Annotated in this window: 12 protein-coding genes, 1 tRNA gene and 1 pseudogene; 6 read left to right on the top strand and 8 right to left on the bottom strand. The window is 62.0% G+C overall.

What is annotated here, in order from left to right; translation table 11 throughout:
• Nucleotides 1-13: 13 nt before the first annotated feature.
• The 3 genes from CIT31_RS27050 to CIT31_RS27040 form a co-directional block, all read right to left on the bottom strand.
• Complete coding sequence (locus CIT31_RS27050) at nt 14-1438, bottom strand: type II and III secretion system protein family protein (RefSeq protein WP_095521106.1); 1425 nt, start codon at nt 1436-1438, stop codon at nt 14-16.
• A 52-nt stretch (nt 1439-1490) separates the two neighbouring features.
• Complete coding sequence (cpaB, locus tag CIT31_RS27045) at nt 1491-2417, bottom strand: Flp pilus assembly protein CpaB (RefSeq protein WP_245316481.1); 927 nt, start codon at nt 2415-2417, stop codon at nt 1491-1493.
• A 905-nt stretch (nt 2418-3322) separates the two neighbouring features.
• Nucleotides 3323-4450 carry a PQQ-dependent sugar dehydrogenase gene (locus CIT31_RS27040; RefSeq protein ID WP_095521104.1) on the bottom strand — a complete coding sequence of 376 codons (1128 nt, stop codon included), beginning with the start codon at nt 4448-4450 and terminating at the stop codon, nt 3323-3325.
• 304 nt (nt 4451-4754) lie between these two features.
• On the opposite strand from CIT31_RS27040, the gene CIT31_RS27035 reads away from it, so the two are divergent.
• The 5 genes and pseudogenes from CIT31_RS27035 to CIT31_RS27015 all read left to right on the top strand — a co-directional run.
• Complete coding sequence (locus tag CIT31_RS27035; protein ID WP_095521103.1) at nt 4755-5180, top strand: globin family protein; 426 nt, start codon at nt 4755-4757, stop codon at nt 5178-5180.
• 66 nt (nt 5181-5246) lie between these two features.
• Entirely contained in the window at nt 5247-5573 is a 327-nt protein-coding gene (locus CIT31_RS27030; RefSeq protein ID WP_029357011.1) for a hypothetical protein, read from the top strand.
• A gap of 127 nt (nt 5574-5700) precedes the next feature.
• A complete protein-coding gene (locus CIT31_RS27025; protein ID WP_095521102.1) occupies nt 5701-6237 on the top strand; it encodes a DUF2380 domain-containing protein in 537 nt (178 codons plus the stop codon).
• Between the two features lie 44 nt (nt 6238-6281).
• Nucleotides 6282-6357 (top strand) — tRNA-Thr (locus tag CIT31_RS27020).
• A 269-nt stretch (nt 6358-6626) separates the two neighbouring features.
• Nucleotides 6627-7406: pseudogene (locus tag CIT31_RS27015) on the top strand (FkbM family methyltransferase); the annotation flags it as partial.
• 139 nt (nt 7407-7545) lie between these two features.
• On the opposite strand, the gene CIT31_RS27010 reads toward CIT31_RS27015, so the two are convergent.
• The 5 genes from CIT31_RS27010 to CIT31_RS26985 all read right to left on the bottom strand — a co-directional run bounded on the left by CIT31_RS27010 (nt 7546) and on the right by CIT31_RS26985 (nt 14484).
• Nucleotides 7546-9138 (bottom strand): indolepyruvate oxidoreductase subunit beta family protein, encoded by a 1593-nt coding sequence (locus CIT31_RS27010; protein ID WP_095521101.1) that lies wholly within the window; start codon nt 9136-9138, stop codon nt 7546-7548.
• Nucleotides 9131-11284, bottom strand: a complete 2154-nt coding sequence (locus CIT31_RS27005; protein WP_095521100.1) for a thiamine pyrophosphate-dependent enzyme — start codon at nt 11282-11284, stop codon at nt 9131-9133. The genes CIT31_RS27010 and CIT31_RS27005 overlap by 8 nt, the downstream gene beginning before the upstream one ends.
• A 44-nt stretch (nt 11285-11328) precedes the next feature.
• Nucleotides 11329-11808: a MarR family winged helix-turn-helix transcriptional regulator gene (locus tag CIT31_RS27000; RefSeq protein ID WP_095521099.1), complete on the bottom strand. Its 480-nt coding sequence runs from the start codon at nt 11806-11808 to the stop codon at nt 11329-11331.
• Nucleotides 11808-13379, bottom strand: a complete 1572-nt coding sequence (locus CIT31_RS26995) for a phytoene desaturase family protein (protein ID WP_095521098.1) — start codon at nt 13377-13379, stop codon at nt 11808-11810. The genes CIT31_RS27000 and CIT31_RS26995 overlap by 1 nt, the downstream gene beginning before the upstream one ends.
• A 313-nt stretch (nt 13380-13692) precedes the next feature.
• On the bottom strand, nt 13693-14484 hold the full coding sequence (locus CIT31_RS26985) for a cyclase family protein (RefSeq protein ID WP_095521159.1): 792 nt from the start codon (nt 14482-14484) through the stop codon (nt 13693-13695).
• 122 nt (nt 14485-14606) lie between these two features.
• Between CIT31_RS26985 and CIT31_RS26980 the strand changes: the two genes are divergently transcribed.
• Nucleotides 14607-16181, top strand: coding sequence for a phytoene desaturase family protein (locus CIT31_RS26980; RefSeq protein ID WP_095521096.1), 1575 nt, complete (start codon nt 14607-14609; stop codon nt 16179-16181).
• Nucleotides 16182-16223: the final 42 nt, after the last annotated feature.

Genomic DNA, 16223 nt, shown 5'->3' with positions numbered 1-16223 from the left:
AGCGTTCGCATGCTCATTGCTTTGGGAGATCGAGGAAGTGGCCGACTTTTGTGGCTGGAGCGGCAGCGTCGGTTGCGGTCCCGCCATTGTGGGCGGCGTCGACGGTTTTCACCTCCTCCACATTGCCCAGAAAATAATCGACATTGCTTGCCGGCAAGGTGCCGTCAGCCGGCGTCAGCGGCTTCTTCGATGGGTCCATCGGCTTAACGAGGTACGGCGTGACGATGATGACCAGGTCCGTTTCGCGCCGCTGATACGCTCTGGAACTGAACAGCGGGCCGAGCACCGGCAACTTGCCCAGACCTGGAACGCGCTGCTGAACCATGTCGTTCTCGCTTTGCAGCAAGCCCGCCATCATAAAACTCTGACCGCTTTTCAGATCGATCGACGTGTGCGCGCGCCGCACCACGAAACCCGGGATGGAGATATTGCCGATATTGTAGGAAGCCGATCTATCGATCGAGGAGACCTCCGGCTCGATGTCGAGAGCGATCAGGCCGTCGCTGAGCACGGTCGGTGTGAAGTCCAGACTGACGCCGAACTTTTTGTATTCGACTGAGATCTTGCCGTCCTCTTCCGAGACTGGGATCGGAAACTCGCCGCCCGCCAGGAAGCTCGCTTTTTCACCCGAGCGCGCAATTAGGTTCGGTTCGGCAAGACGTCGCGCGACACCGCGGTCTTCCAGAGCCTTGATGGCGACATCGATTGACACGCCGTTGGAGAGAAGGCCGCCGATGAGCTGTGCCGCGGGAGTCGCCTTAGAAACCGAAGGGGTGGAGTTGAACGAGACGCCGCCATTGCTGCCGATGTATGTCACGCCGATTTTGGTGCCGAGTTCCTGTCCCACCTGCCGGTTGATTTCGACGAAGCGCACATTCAACTGAACCTGCTGCGAGGAGGAAATATTGACCGAGTTGATGACCGTTTCTTCGCCCGAAAAATTGGTGGCGATCCGAGTCGCCTTATCAACTGCCAACGCATCTTCGGCCGAGCCGGACAGAACAAGCCGGCCATTCGCCGAGCTAACCTTTATGTTGGCCCCCGGCACGCTGTCGCGGATGGTGCTGGCCAAACGGTCGGTGTCGAGCGTCACCTCGATGTCCATCGTACCGACCAGTTGCTTGTTTTCATCGTAGAGAGCGATGGCCGTGGTGCCGAGATTACTGCCGAGCAGGTAGAAGGAGCGGTCCGTCAGCGGATTGACATTGGCGATCTCTGGATCGCCGATGACGATCTCGTAGAACGGCACATCGGTCTTGATCGTTCTGGGCTTTCCCCTGGCGAGCTTGATCGACATGTTTTTGGTCGAGGTAACGTAAACCACGCCGTTGCCGGCCTCAGCGTTTCCAACGCCAACCAGAAAGTGTCCCGCCGCAAACGAGATCGCCAGCAAGGCTATTCCGGCAGCATGCGCGCCGCTCCGACACAAATTGCCCATCCCCCCAAACATTGCCTGTCCCCAAAAATCCGGCACCCCTGCCGGTGTCGTGTCACTTGTCCGGCGCAACAACCTGATAGGATTGCGGGTTGGTGCCGCGCGTCACAATCACGGTCTTGAATTTTTGCGCTTCCGGCTCCTCTGCGGCGATTGCCTCGATGACTGCGCCCGCAGCATCCGACGCGCCGGCCGCCACCGAGCCGCCGAATGAAGAGATGGTCGTCAAACCGTCTGTCGAATCACCGCCTTCGCTTGAGGCGCGCAGTGACAGCGACAGCGTGCCCACCGTGCGGGCCAGCGCCACCTTCTGCGCGCCCTCGGCATTGACCTCGATGGTCACAGAATTAGCGATCTGCGGACTGATCTGCCGCTCGTCGGCGCCCTGGCCGACGGTCAGCACCTTGGCGCTCTCGACCACGATCTCGCTGGTCAGCGTCGAACCGGCCGCGCCTTCGGCATTTTTCGCGACTTCGGTGATGGCGCCGGCGTCGCGCGTCAGCACCACGTCGACATGGTCGCCGGGCATAACGAAGCCGCCGACGCCGGCTATTTCGTCGGTGCGGATTGTCACCGCCCGCATGCCGGGCGAAAGCAGGTTCGACAGCGTCGCGCGCCCATTGGGACCCGACAGTTTTGCAAGCAAAAGCGGCTCGTTGATCTCGAGGGGTGAAAGCACGACACGACTTCCCTCGGCCAAAGCTTCGTTGATCGTCGTGAAGGCGCCCTGCGGAAGCGAATCCTTCGGCCACGGAATTTCCGCCAGTTGCGTTCGCTCTAGCGCCATGCCGAAGCGCAGCGGCGCCCTGGCGACGACGATCGTCTGAAACTGCGTCGCCGGCGGCGCGGGTGTCGGAACTGCGAGCGAAATCCCTCCGGCACGAGCGTTTGCTTCGCTCTTAATCCAGAGATCGGCGGCAAAGATCGAGGCCGCGCCGAACACCGCGGCGATGCCGATCATTGTAATGGCTTTGCCCTTCACACCCGATACCTCAAAATGCACCCTCCTTGTCTTTTGTCTTTGGCCGGACGCTACCGGGCGATTCTGAACAATTAGAAACTTCGCTTATTCGAATTGGAGCTATCGTTGCGTCTGGTTACCGAACCCTTGGACCTTTTTCCGCAATTTGAGTGAGCGCCATTTACTTTTGGGTCGAAATTCACTTGGCTCGACGTTTCCGGCACGTCGTTACGTTGTTGGTTAACCCAAACGGTCAATGCGGCCAGAAGCAATCGGTAGTTTTCAGGAACGAGTTCATCAGGCCTCTGTGAAATGCTTCGCCATCTAATCTGCGATGGCGTCGCTACCGTGAGCGCCCGGGTCCCAGTTCCGGTGATCGGCCTCTTCAAGACCTAGCGCGCCGGCACCGGCGTCTACATCGCGGCCGGTCGCAGGACTTTCTGGCATTTTATCTCGGCGTGCAGGCTGTTTCGACTACACGGAACATGCAGTTGGATATCTGGGCATGGCGAACCGATCTTGTAGGTTATGGTGACAAGTTGGAACGTACTCTTTCCGTCGCCATATTCTTAATTGTATTTACGTGTGCGATCCTCATCTTGCTCTTTCAACATTAATTCTATTAGATTGGAAATATCGTATTCGAAATTGTTTTCGGACTAGAGAAGACTAACGATAGCATCGGACCATTTTCTAGCTGTACTAGGACTCTTTTTGCTATTCTCTGTTCCGTGCTTTCGATGGTAATGATTTTGCTTTTAATTTGGCGCTGCTCTACGAAAGTTGCCCACGTCGTGTCTGAAGTATTCCGCGACGACCGTCCTTAACTCGATCACTTTAGATAGAGCGGGCCTCCAAGACGTTGGATGTCACAGCGCGATCAACCCCAACGTTTCAGAAAATCACGTCTGTCGCGCCGCATGGGCTCACTGCGACGCTGCCGGCGCCAGTCGCAATATCCTTCCCGCTGGCTCGTCGGTCAACGCCATTACCGCGCCGTCGGGAGCCTGCACCACGTCTCGGATACGCCTGCCGAGAGCGAGGACTTCCTCGCCGGCGACCTGCTTTCCATCGATCCTGACACGAACGATGCCTTCCGCCGAAAGTCCGCCAATCAGGAGGTCGCCTCGCCAATCGGCAAACATGTCGCCGGTGTAGAAGGTCATGCCGGAAGGCGAGATGACCGGCGTCCAGCTATGGATGGAGTCGGCAAACTCCGGGCGCGTGGAAGGATCGGGGATGCGTTCGCCCGAATAATGTCGGCCCCAGCTAACCACAGGCCAGCCGTGATTCCTGCCTGCTTCCGGAATGTTCAGCTCATCGCCGCCGCGCGGTCCCATTTCCGCCGTCCAGAGCACGCGGGTTTCGGGATGGATCGAAGCGCTTTGCACATTGCGGTGCCCGTAGGACCATATCTCATCGGCGCCGTCCTTGCCGACGAAAGGATTGTCGTCAGGCACAGAACCATCGGGATTGATGCGGACGACCGTGCCGAGATGATTGTTCGCGTCCTGCGCCTGTTGCGCCTTGCCGCGATCGCCGAGCGTGACGAAGAGCTTGCCGTCCGGCGCGAATACCAGGCGGGAGCCGTAGTGGTGCCGGCTGGACACGGCTGGTTCCTGCCGGAAGATCACTTCGAAGTTCGAAAGCGCGCTGCCGTTCTTATCCAGACGTCCACGGCCGACGGAGGTGGCCGCGCCGCCGCCGCGTTCCTCCGAGTAGGAGAGATAAACCGTCCGGTTGTTGGCAAAGTCCGGATCGAGCGCCACATCCAGCAGACCGCCTTGTCCGCTGGCGAGGACGTCCGGGACACCGTCGATCGGATCGGAAACGGCCCCCTCGGTCGAGACGAGCCGCAGGCGCCCCGGACGCTCGGTGACCAGCATTGCGCCGTCGGGCAGGTAGGTCGCGCCCCAGGGATGTTCGAGCCCTTCGGCAAAGGTCTCGACCGCAATGCGGCCGGTCTCGCTCTCGATGCTGCCGTCCTGCGCGAGCGTGGTCGAGGGCGCACCGAAGGCAAGAAGAAAAGACGAAGCAATGAATATCCGCAGCATGATTTCTCCATCCGAACGGGGGCATAGGGGAGGAGCAGCCGGCTCCCCGATATAATGACCGACTGCCGATGCAGTTCCAAGCTGGCGCGCGCGCCTAGGTTTTCAACTATGACCAGGTCCGGATCAAGCGAGATGAGCACGGGGCCCGTGCACCCTCAGTACGATCTACCTAAAAAGAAGCCAAATGAGCGCGAACTGAAAAACTATCGAGACACAACTGAAACACATCTGCGCGCAGGCGACATGCACGCGAAACGCTTTGGGGCGATGGTCACCCCAAGCCAGGAACGCAGGAGCGTCGCCGATGACACCCGACCAGATCAGACTTGTCCAGGACAGTTTTCGCGAGGTCGTGCCGATTCGCGTGGCCGCCGCCGCGCTGTTCTATGACCGCCTGTTCGCGATCGACGCGGACCTTCGCGCGCTGTTTCCGGTGAGAGACATGACCAAGCAAGGCGCCAAGCTGATGGCGAGCCTGGGCTTCGTCGCGCACGGATTGGACCGTGCCGACACCATCCTCCCGACGGTGCGCGTGCTCGCCAAGCGTCACGTGACCTACGGCGTCGAGGAGCGTCATTACCCGATCGTCGGGCAAGCGCTCATCGAGACGCTGGCAGTCGGCCTCGGTCCGGCTTTTACACCGCCTGTCCGCGACGCTTGGGAGGCAGCCTACGGATTGCTCGCGAATGTGATGATCGCGGCTGCCCGCGAGGATCAGCTCGCAGCGTGATTTTATTGGATGCAGCCGAAGGCGACCATCCAGCCGAACGGCAAATCATAAATAGAGGAGAAAACGATGTTCAGATACACAGCTCTTGCAGCGCTTTGCGTTGTGGCAGGTTCCGCTTCTGCCGGCGAACTCACGGCCCGTCAGGGTGGGAGCGTCGATCTCGGCAACTTTCACGGCGTCGTCTACTACACGGAGGCGGCTGACGGCTACCGGGTGGTCACCACGATGGCGGCGGGCGAAGAAAGTTTGCCAGTACGCTTCGTCGCGACCCTCACCGAGGGCCAGGCGTTCGTGATCTCGGTCCCGGGCGAGTTGGCAGGGGCCGGCCAGGCACTCGAAATCTCGCGCGCCCAAGGCAAGCTCGTTGTCGCCAAGGTGGAGTCCACCCAGTAACGGGCGGAAAGTTGACGTTGCGACGTAACTGGATAGCCTTGCGCTTGCTTTCCGCCTCTTCCAACAACGCAACGAGACAATCGGCACCGCCAAAGGGATGACTATCGTCCCAACCTCGGAGAACTAGATGCTCAAGGTGCAATGCGCAGAGGTTCGATTTCGACTTTTTGAGTGCGGTCGATTTTTCCTGGCGCTGATCGGCGCTGGCGTGCTTGCGTCGGCCGCCTTTGCCGATGCCGAGCCCACGATCCTTGCCGTCGCGGATTTCGAGTTCAAGGATACATCAGGCGAAGTCAGGGACCAGACCGCCGAACACGAGGCGCGACTGAAGGCATTTGGCGTTGCGTTGCATGATGGTCTTTCGGGCAACCAGAAGATCGACCTCGTCGCGCTGCCCTGCCAGACGGAACAGTGCACCATTAGGGATCCCGGCCTTGTCGATCTCTCGAAGCGGGCAAGAACAGTCAGCGCGAAATATCTCCTGATCGGTCAGGTGCACAAGATGAGCACGCTAGTTGGCTGGGTGAAGTTCGCAGTGCTGGATTTGAACGACAACAAACCTGTCTGCGATCGATACCTGACCTACCGCGGGGATACCGACGAAGCGTGGCGACGCGCAGCAGAGTTCACGGCGCGCGACATCGAGAAGCACTGCATTCCGTAGCGTTGCGTCTATCACCAGCGCATCTGGGAAGACTTGGCTTCCCGGGCGCTTTAGCTCCGTTGGTAGAGCACATCATTCGTAATGATGGGGTCAGGTGTTCGAGTCACGCAAGCGGCACCAGTTGTTTCATAGGCTTAGGTGCACTGCCCGCAAGCTCAAAGCCTTTCCATCAAGACGCGTTCCGAGGCACAAATGGCGCCATTCGTGTCAGGCTTCTTCCTCTCTGCCGGTTAGTCCACCTTACGTCTGGCCGGCCCCATCAAGCCACTCTCCATTGATGCGACGCCGTCATCTCCTTTCTGGACCTCGCCACAACGCTGTTGCGTGCGGTCAACCCCCCGGAACCGCTCCGTGTGTCAATGTGATCGTCCAGAAAGGGCATCCCTCGAATGGACGAAGACAGGCCCAGATTTAAGCGTACTTTGCCGTGTTCGTTTTCCAATGGCGCTGCGGGATCGGAAGCTCCGTGCGAGGTTCAAGCCCCTATCGGAACTGAACGGTCCACCCGGGCGGGGGCAGGAGGCCGAGGATGTTCATTGCCGCTACGGGGGCCGACGGCCCAATTGGCAACAAAGCTCACTAAAAAGACCCAGAAAGCAACAGACGTCTTGAGAACCGAGGGGCTTGGGCGGTTCCTCCAACTGTCGGCCTTGTCGCTGAGCGAACCCTTTAGGTCGCGATGGCTCCGTCGTCGCGTTGCGACGGACGCAAGGCAGGCATTGTCCAAGCTCAAGGCAGCAAGGCGAAGTCGCGGATTGTTTATCGATTGTGGTTCGAACATCGGTCAGGGGTACAAATACTTTTCCCGGTACTACACACCCGACCGCTACGACTTCGTTCTGGTCGAGCCCAACAAGAATTGCCTGGCGCACCTTTATGCTTTGCGATCAGAAAAGGCGACTATGGAGATCATCGGCAAGGCGGCAAGCGTGAAAGATGGCTACGCCGAATTATTTGGTCCCCCTCCGGGCCGGTCGGAGCCCACCCACCAAAGTTGCTCGATCGTCCCTGACCACAACGAAAGCTTGTATCAATCGCTGCGATTTGCCCCGGACCTTGTCGAAACGTTTTCGCTGTCACAGATGATCCGAGCGAAGCATGAGCTGTACGACGTGGTCGTTCTCAAACTCGATGTAGAAGGGGCAGAGTACGAGATCCTTGATGACTTGATCAGGTCCGGAGTCCATCGCGATCTTTATGCCGCATATGTGGAATTCCACTCTCTCAAAATGCGGAATTCTGAGAGACGAAAGAAACACGTCGTGGAATTGCAAATCAGACATGAATTCCTTGAGGCAGGCACGCGCTTCAATTTGCCAGATCCGAGCCCAACGACGCCACAGTTTTCAGCGCGCCGTCGAGCATCTCGCCCTTCTCGTCCTTCAACGCGGCTTCGCGCAAGCGGCGGATCCAGTCGGCGGCGTCGGCGCGGCCCTTGAGCAGATCGAGTGCCGACAGCACGCGGTCGAATTTCGACTGGGCGCGGGCATGGGTGTCGCTGTAGCCCTTGATCAGGCGGCGACAGTTGAGGATTTCGACGGAGAGTGCGTAGTCGTCCCTGACATGGCCGAGCGCCAGCGCATACCAGTGCTCGAGATGTGCGGTCTCGACCTTGTGGCGCAGCAGGCGACGGCGCCAGCGACGCAGGCCGCCGATGAACCACAGCGCGACGAAGCCGGCGAAACTGTCGGTGCGGATGCGGCGGCCATGGTTGATGCGGCGGTCAAGGAAGGCGGCAAGCTTCGGCCGCGTCTCGATGTAACTGCCGAGGCGGGACGGCAGCGTGCCGCAGAATTCCTCGATGCGCGGATGGAAATATTCGGTCACCTGGAGGATCGTTCCCTCCTTGACACCGACCTCGCGGCGCACCCGCTTGTCGCGCGTCGAACGCGTCTTCAGGTCGGCGACGCGGATCATGTCGTCGTAGCACATGGCGTTGGCCAAATGCTTTGCCGCTGATATCGATAGCGCGTAGTCGTGCTCGGCACCGTCCAGAGCGACGGCCTGGTCGAGCCGGTCGAGATACTCGCCGCCATAGGCGATGTCCTGATAGTCGACGACCTTTTTCAGACCGCGAAACGTCATGTCGCGCAGGGCAAGCGGCAGCGCAGCGACGCGCGCCGCAAGGTCCTGCCAGCCCTTCAGCAGGCTTTCCGGGCCGCTCACCTTTGCCGCCGCGCCAGAGCCGGTTTCGGCAGCTTTCGGCTCCGCCGCTTTTTCGGCTGGAGGTGGCGCACTCGCGATGCCGCGGGCGCGATCAAAGGACGCGCCGAAGGCGGCGAGGCTGGCCTTCACGCCGCGGCCGCCGGCACTGATCGCCTGTTCATAGCTCTCGCGTGTGAACGGCAAGGCATCGGAGCCGGCCAGCGCGCCGAGCAGGCTGGCCGAGATCATCGAGCCGTTGTCGGCGGCGATCTTCTCCATGTCGAAGGCGATGAAGCGCTTGGCCGCCGTTTCAGCCGTGGCATGCACCTTTGAGGACGAGGCGCGGCCATCGCCGGGCTCGATCTTTTCCGAGACCGCGGCGATGCGATGCGACGAGGCAATCAGCGTCGTGCGCTCCGGCGTGACGAAGCCGCGGATGATGGCGCGGCCGGCTTCCATCAGTTCGGCGGCGATCAAGATGTCGACGTCGCCCTGCGAGGGCGACAGCGCAAAGACCGGCAGGCGGCCGGTGTCGCGGCACATTTCGACATAGTAGATCGTGGCGCCGGTGCGCTGGGCGACGCCGGCGACCGAGGTCGATTGCGCGACATAGCCATTGCGTTCGGCGACGTCGGTAATCCAGTCGGCGAGCACGCCGCCGCCCTGGCCGCCGACCGCCAGCACGGCAAGCTTGATGACGCGTTCGTTTTCGGGAGCACCGGCGTTCGAGCGCGATGAGGGAACGGCGTCAAGCATCGGCGAATGTCAGGCGCCGGCTTTCACGGCGCCGCTGCAAGAGGCTGATCGTGGCGCGACGCGCGGCTTCGAGGAAACGGTCCCAGCGGCTGGGATTGTGCACCACGTCGGCGCGGTAGAAGGACGGGCACAGCACCGCCGCATCGGCAACCTCGCCGCAATTGCCGCAGCCGACGCAGCTCTGGTCGATATGCGCCACCGGATCGTCGCGCAGCGGATCGTCCAGCGACTTCACCGACAGCGACGGGCAGCCGGAAAGCCGCATGCAGGCATGGTCGCCGGTGCAGATGTCCTCGTCGACGCCGAATTTCGGCTTGACGATCCTTTTCCCGCCCTTGATCGCCTTGTCGACCAGCGGCTTTTCGCGGCGCTGCCGGTTCAGCATGCATTCGGACGAGGCGACGATGACTTTTGGGCCCTTCTCGTCCGTCGTCAGCGCCTCGCGCAGCGTGTCCTGCATCTTGGTCACGTCATAGGTGCGGTCGATGTGGCGCAGCCATTTGACGCCCATGCCCTTCACCGCCTCGGTGATCGGATGCTTGGTCGATTTCGTATTGTTGCCGGCGCGGGATGAAAGAATGTCCTGCCCTCCCGTCGCCGCCGAATAGAAATTGTCGACGATGACGATGACGCCGTCGTTCTTGTTGAACACGGCGTTGCCGATCGACGAGGTCAGGCCGTTGTGCCAGAAGCCGCCGTCGCCGACGAAGGAGATCGACCGGCGCTTGGCATCGGGCGAATTGAACGCTGAGGCCGAGGCCGGCCCCAGCCCGTAGCCCATGGTAGTAGCGCCAAGCTCGAAAGGCGGCATGATCGAAAACAGATGGCAGCCGATGTCGGAGGCGATGTGGTGCTTGCCCAGCTCCTGCTCGACCAGCTTGGTGGCGGCGAAGATCGGCCGTTCCGGACAGCCGACGCAGAAGCCGGGCGGACGGCCCGGAACGACGTTGATCAGGTCGGCGGTATCCAGCCCGTCGCCGATCTTGTTCGGCGCGCGGACTTCGCCCGGCAGCAGGTGCGGGATGGTGGCGCGCAGGAACGATCCGATGCCGTCGAGCATGACCTGGCCGGTGTATTCGCCGGCCATCGGCAGGTGCTCCTTGCCGACGAGTTTCGTGCCACGCCCGGCCTTGTGCAGCATCGATGCGAAAGCCTGCTCGATATAATTGGGCTGGCCTTCCTCGACGACGAGCACAGCGTCCTTGCCCTCGCAGAAGGACAGGAACTCGTCGTCGACCAAGGGATAGACGGCATTCAGCACGTAGAGCGGCACGTCTGTCACACCATAGGTGTCAGCAAGGCTTAGCCGTTGCAGCGCTCGGACGACCGAATTGTACATGCCGCCCTGCATGACGATGCCGACCGAGCCGTGCTCGGGACCGAAGAACTCGTTGATCTTATTCTTGCGGATAAAATCGACCGCCGCTGGCCAGCGTTTCTGCACCTTTTCCTTCTCGTGCAGGAAAGAGGCGGGCGGCAGCACGATGCGGCCGGTGTCGCGGCGCGGCGCGTCGAGCGCATCAGCCACCGTCATGGTCGGCCGCTTGTTGTCCTTGGCGATGAAACGGCCATGGACGTGGCAGCAGCGGATGCGGACCTGCAGCATGACAGGCGTGTTGGAAACCTCGGACAGCTCGAAGCCGTCCTCCACCGCCTTGACGATCGACGGCAGGTTCGGCCGCGGGTCGAGCAGCCAGACCTGGCTTTTCATGGCAAAGGCGTGGCTGCGCTCCTGCATGATCGAGGAGCCCTCGCCATAATCCTCGCCGACGATGATCAGCGCGCCGCCGGTGACGCCGCCCGAGGCGAGATTGGCGAGCGCGTCCGACGCGACATTGGTGCCGACTGTCGACTTGAAGGTCGCCGCACCGCGGATCGGATAATGCACCGATGCGGCCAGCATGGCGGTGGCGGTGGCTTCCGAGGCGCTCGCCTCGAAATGCACGCCGAGCTCGCCCAGAATATCCTGCGCATCGGCCAGCACATCCATCAGATGGCTGATCGGCGCGCCCTGATAGCCGCCGACATAGCCGACGCCGCATTGCAGCAGCGCCTTGGTGATGGCGAGAATGCCCTCGCCGGAAAACTCCTCGCCGGCGCCGAGCCTGAGCTTTTCGACTTCCTTGGCAAAAGACCGTTCGGCCATTTTGGGCTCCTTCCGTTACCGCCGGCATCCGGCAGCGCGTAAGATCAAATGTCGTGCTTGCGAATGTTCTTCAGCATCTTCTGCAGCGTCGCGATCAGCGCCGCATATTCGGCATCATCGACGTCGTCGAACATCGCCTCGAACGCGTCGTGCATGGCCGGCCAGGCGCGGCTGAACTCGGCGCGACCCTCGTCGGTCAGGAACACATGGCGGATGCGGCTGTCGGTGACCCCCTGCTCCCGCCGCACAAACCCTTGCGCTTCCAGCGTGTCGAGCGTCCGGCTCAACGTGGATTGTTCGATGACCGTGTAGACCGAGAGATCGTTGACGGTGACGCCGTCGGCGACCGACAGCACGGCGAGTGTGCGCACCTGTGGGATGGTCAGGCCCTGCTTGCGAAAATCGTCGCGCAAGGTGGCGTTGTAGCGGCCCATGATGCGGTTCATCAGATAGGGCGCGAATTGCTGCAGTCCGATCTGGCCCAGTGTCGAGATGCGCTGGCGCTTTTCAACCTTCTGTTCCATCACAGCCTCCCCGCCAGCAGAAAGCCGGAACCGCCGCCAAGCCCGGCGCCGGGATGGGTCGAGGCTCCGATATGGTAGAGGCCCTTGATCCCGGTATCGTGATTGCAGCTCGTCTTGAACGGCCGCCATAGGAACGACTGGTCGATGGTCGATGAGCCGCCATAGGGATCGCCGCCGACCAGATTGACGTTGATCGCTTCCAGATCGGCCGGCGAATAGGCGCGGCGTGCAATGACGCTGTCCTTGAACCCGTCGATATGGCTGGCGAGGATCGCTTCGGCACGGTCCGCGTAGGCCTCGCGCAGCGCGTCGGTCCAGCGGCAGTCGGCCGGTGTCTGCAGTTTGCCGGCGGCATCGCCGTTGATATGGCGTGGCGCCTCGGGCAGTTGCAGCCACAGGATCGCCTTGCCTTCCGGACAGCGCGAAGGATCGAGCGCATGCGGCTGGCCGACGCAGATGGTCGGCACCTCCGGCAGCATGCCGCGCGTGGCCTCGTTGCAGGCTTTCGACACGCCGTCGAGCCCCGGTGTCAGATGCAGCAGCGCGACCTTTGCCAGGCCCTCGCCGCGCCATGCGGGCGGCTTGTCCAGGGCATAGTGTATTTGGAAATTGCCCTTGCCGTAGCGGTATTTCTGCGCCGCCTCGAGGTCGGCTTTCGGAGCCGCGTCGCCGAGCAGCCGCCCGTAGAGATGGGTCGGCGTGACCGAGCAGATCACGCTCTTCTTCGCGGTGACCGTTTCGCCCGAAGCCAGCCGTACGCCGGTGGCTCGGCCTCCGCTCTGGATGATGGAGGCAACGTCCCCTTCAGTCCGGATCACGCCGCCGCGCTCCTTGATCAGCGCTTCGAAGGCGGACAGCAGATTCCCAGCGCCGCCCTTGACGATCGGCGCGCCGGCAGCTTCCAGCGCAAAGGCGATAACCCTGGCGATCTGGCCGGAGAACGCGTCTTCAGGCCCAAGGCCGGCATGCAGCACCCAGGGCGCCCACAGCGCCCGGGTGATCTCCGACTGGTAAGTGTTCTCCAGCCAGCCGCGCGCCGGCACCAGCGCATCGCCGAGAAAGGCGGCAAGGCCGCGCGGGCCGCGCCGCCATGCTTCGCCCGCAAGCAGCCTGGTCGTGGGGTAAGACCACAGGCTGCCGCCGAGCAGCCCGAACAGCAGGCCGGCATTGCGCTCGATCTCGCCGACGTCGCTGCCGTGCCGGTCGCCATCGCCTGCGGCAAGCGCATTGGCAGCCGCGACATTGGCGGGCCGATCGGTGCGCAGGATGGCATAGCTGCCGTCCGGCCGCAGCACGCCGGTCGGCGTGCCGGTGTTGCAGAATTCCAGGCCGTGCCGCGCCAGATCCTTGCCCAGCGCCGCATAGGCAGGCGAGGTGATGAACAGTACGAAGGTCGTCGCCATCACGTCGTGGATGAAGCCGGGCGCGGTGATCTCCTCAGTGCGCATGCAACCGCCGATGCGGTCGTTGCGCTCGAGCACCAGCACCTTTGCCCCCTTGCCGCCAAGCATCGCCGCGCAGACCAGCGCGTTGATGCCGCTGCCGACGATGATGTGATCGGGCGCGTTCATCTGCGATTGCTCCTCGTCCTCGGGAGGTTGGAGTCAATTGCGCGGGTTGGCGTTCCTTCGCGCCCCCCTCTGTCCTGCCGGACATCTCCCCCACTTGGGGGGAGATCGGCCGTCGCTACGGCCTTCACCAATCTCCAATGTCGCAGGAACAAGCGCCTCGCCGAAGCTGCCAATCTCCCCCCTCGTGGGGGAGATGTCCGGCAGGACAGAGGGGGGCGCCGTAGAGCGACGGCGCTACAAGGCTGCCGCTCCAAATCCGTCACTACAGCATTGCCTACAAGCATGATCTTCTCCCGAAGACCGCCACCTCGTCCTAATGCCTTGGCACCAGAGCCAGTGCGCGGATCGGGCTGCCGGTGCCGTGCTCGATTTTGAGCGGTGCGGCGATCAGGATCGCGCCTTTCGGCGGCAGCCGGTCGAGATTGCACAAGCTGGCGAGGCCGTAGCGGTTCGCCTTGTGCATCAGGCTGTGCGCCGGGAATGGCGGCTCCATTCCCCCTGCTTTGCCAGCATCCGTGCCGATCGTCTCGCTGCCCCAGCCCTTGATGTCTTTGCTGATCAGGTACTGGATGGCCTCGGCCGTCGGTCCGGGCGTGTGCGGTCCGGTCTCGTCGGCGTTGAGGAATTCGGCTTCCGAGCCGTTGCGCTTACACCAGTCGGTGCGCATCACCACCCATTCGCCGGCGCTAATCGGGCCGTGCTCGGCTTCCCACGCCTTAATGTGGTCGACTGTGAGGAGGAAATCGTTGTCGGCGGCGGCTTGCTTCGAGCAGTCGATGACATTGACCGGGCCGACGAAATTCTGAACCGGAATGGTGTCGGTGGCACCGTCCGGATAATCCTTGCCGGTAATCCAGTGCTGCGGCGCGTCGAAATGCGTGCCCGAGTGTTCGCCGAGCTTCAGCCAGTTCCATGCCCACCACGGACCGTTCTTGTCATAGTGGGAGATGGCGTGGATCTCGACCTTCGGCGTGTCCACCGCCAGCTCCGGCGGCAGCTTGATCAGCGGCGTGTTGGGCCCGAGCGGCGCCGTCAGGTCGACCACCTGGATGGTGCCTGAAAGAAGCTGGCCGGCGACCTCGCCGAGGAGTTGTTGCGTGTCCATGGTCTCTATTCCCTCTTTCTTGGTGATGATCAAGGCTCTTCGCGGCCCTTAATATCCTACTAGACTAAAACATATGCATCTGCAATTATCTTTAAGCATAAAGGAAATGGGTTGGGTGGGGTGTGAGCGAGTTTGACGCCATATTCGTCGGGGCAGGCCACAACAGTTTGGCATGCGCCGCGCATCTGGCGCTCAAAGGTTGGAACACCGGGATTTTTGAGCGCAGCGCAACTATCGGCGGCGCCGTCCAGAGCCGCGAATTCACGCTTCCCGGCTTCCGGCACGATTTCGGCGCGATGAATCTGAGCCTGTTCGCCGGCTCGGCCTTTCACAAGAAATATGCAAATGAATTGAAAAGCCATGGGCTGGAATTTGCGCCGGTCGCCGATTGCTTTGCCAGCGCCTTTCCCGACGGACGGTGGTTCGGCGTCAGCAACGATCTGGAAAAGACCGCGTCGCGCATGGCAACTTTTTCCGCAACCGACGCCGCCACATGGCGCCGGCTGGTCGGCGCCTTCCCGGGGGAAGCCGAGCATCTGTTTCGGCTGCTCGGCTCACAGATGAGCGGTCGGGCGCTGGCCGGCACCGCATGGAACCTGTGGCGCAAGAAGGGCCTTGCCGGCGCGCTCGACACCGGCCGGCTGCTGCTCTCATCACCACGCTCGTGGCTCGAGGAGAATTTCGAGTCGCCGCATGTCAGGGCGACGCTCGCCACCTGGGGCATGCATCTCGACTTCGCCCCTGACATCGCCGGCGGCGCGGTGTTCCCCTATCTGGAATCGATGGCCAACCAGTGCTTCGGCATGGTGCTCGGCAAGGGCGGCGCCGACACCATCATCCGCGCGCTGACCGGCATGGTCACCGTTGCCGGCGGCCAGATTAGCACCGGTGCTGAGGTGGCCGAGATCACGGTGTCCGGCGGCCGAGCGACAGGCGTGCGGCTTGCTTCCGGCGAGACCCATACTGCCACCAAGGCGGTGATCGCCGGCGTTGCACCCGGGGCGCTAACCGGAAAGCTTTTGCCCGATGGTTCCGGCGACGCCGGCTTCGACACGGCGATGAAAAAATTCCGACATGCGCCGGGCACGATGATGATCCATCTGGCGCTTGACGATCTGCCGGACTGGCGCGCCGGCGCCGAGCTTCGGCAATTCGCCTACGTCCATCTTTCGCCGTCGCTCGACGCCATGTCGCGGACCTATCAGCAGGCAATATCCGGCATGCTGCCGGACGAGCCGGTCCTTGTCGTCGGCCAACCGACTGCGGTCGATGCATCGCGGGCGCCGGAAGGCAAGCACGTTCTGTGGGTACAGGTGCGGATGCTGCCCGCCGAAATCATTAGCGATGCGGCCGGCAAGATCGCGCCAGCTCATTGGGATCAGGTCAAAGAACGCTACGCCGAGCGCGTTCTCGACATCCTCGATACCTATGCGCCCAACCTTCGCCGGAATATCCTCGGCCGTGCCGTGTTCTCGCCCCTCGACCTCGAACGCGAGAACCCCAACCTCGTCGGCGGCGACCAGATTTGCGGCAGCCATCATCTGGCGCAGAATTTTCTGTTTCGTCCGGCGCGCGGTTTTGCCGGCTGGAACACGCCGGTTATGAATTTGCATCTCACCGGTGCTGCAACATGGCCGGGCGCCGGCACAGGCGCGGCCTCGGGCTATATGCTCGCCCAACAGCTTGGCGGGAGGTAGAATTCAAAACACTTGCGGGTGAAGGAGAGGCAATGCGCGGTT

The sequence above is a fragment of the Mesorhizobium wenxiniae genome (assembly GCF_002284535.1).
Taxonomy (GTDB): Bacteria; Pseudomonadota; Alphaproteobacteria; order Rhizobiales; family Rhizobiaceae; genus Mesorhizobium; species Mesorhizobium wenxiniae.
The sequence above is the reverse complement of the archived record's forward strand: the minus strand, read 5'-3'. Positions and strand labels throughout refer to the sequence as shown.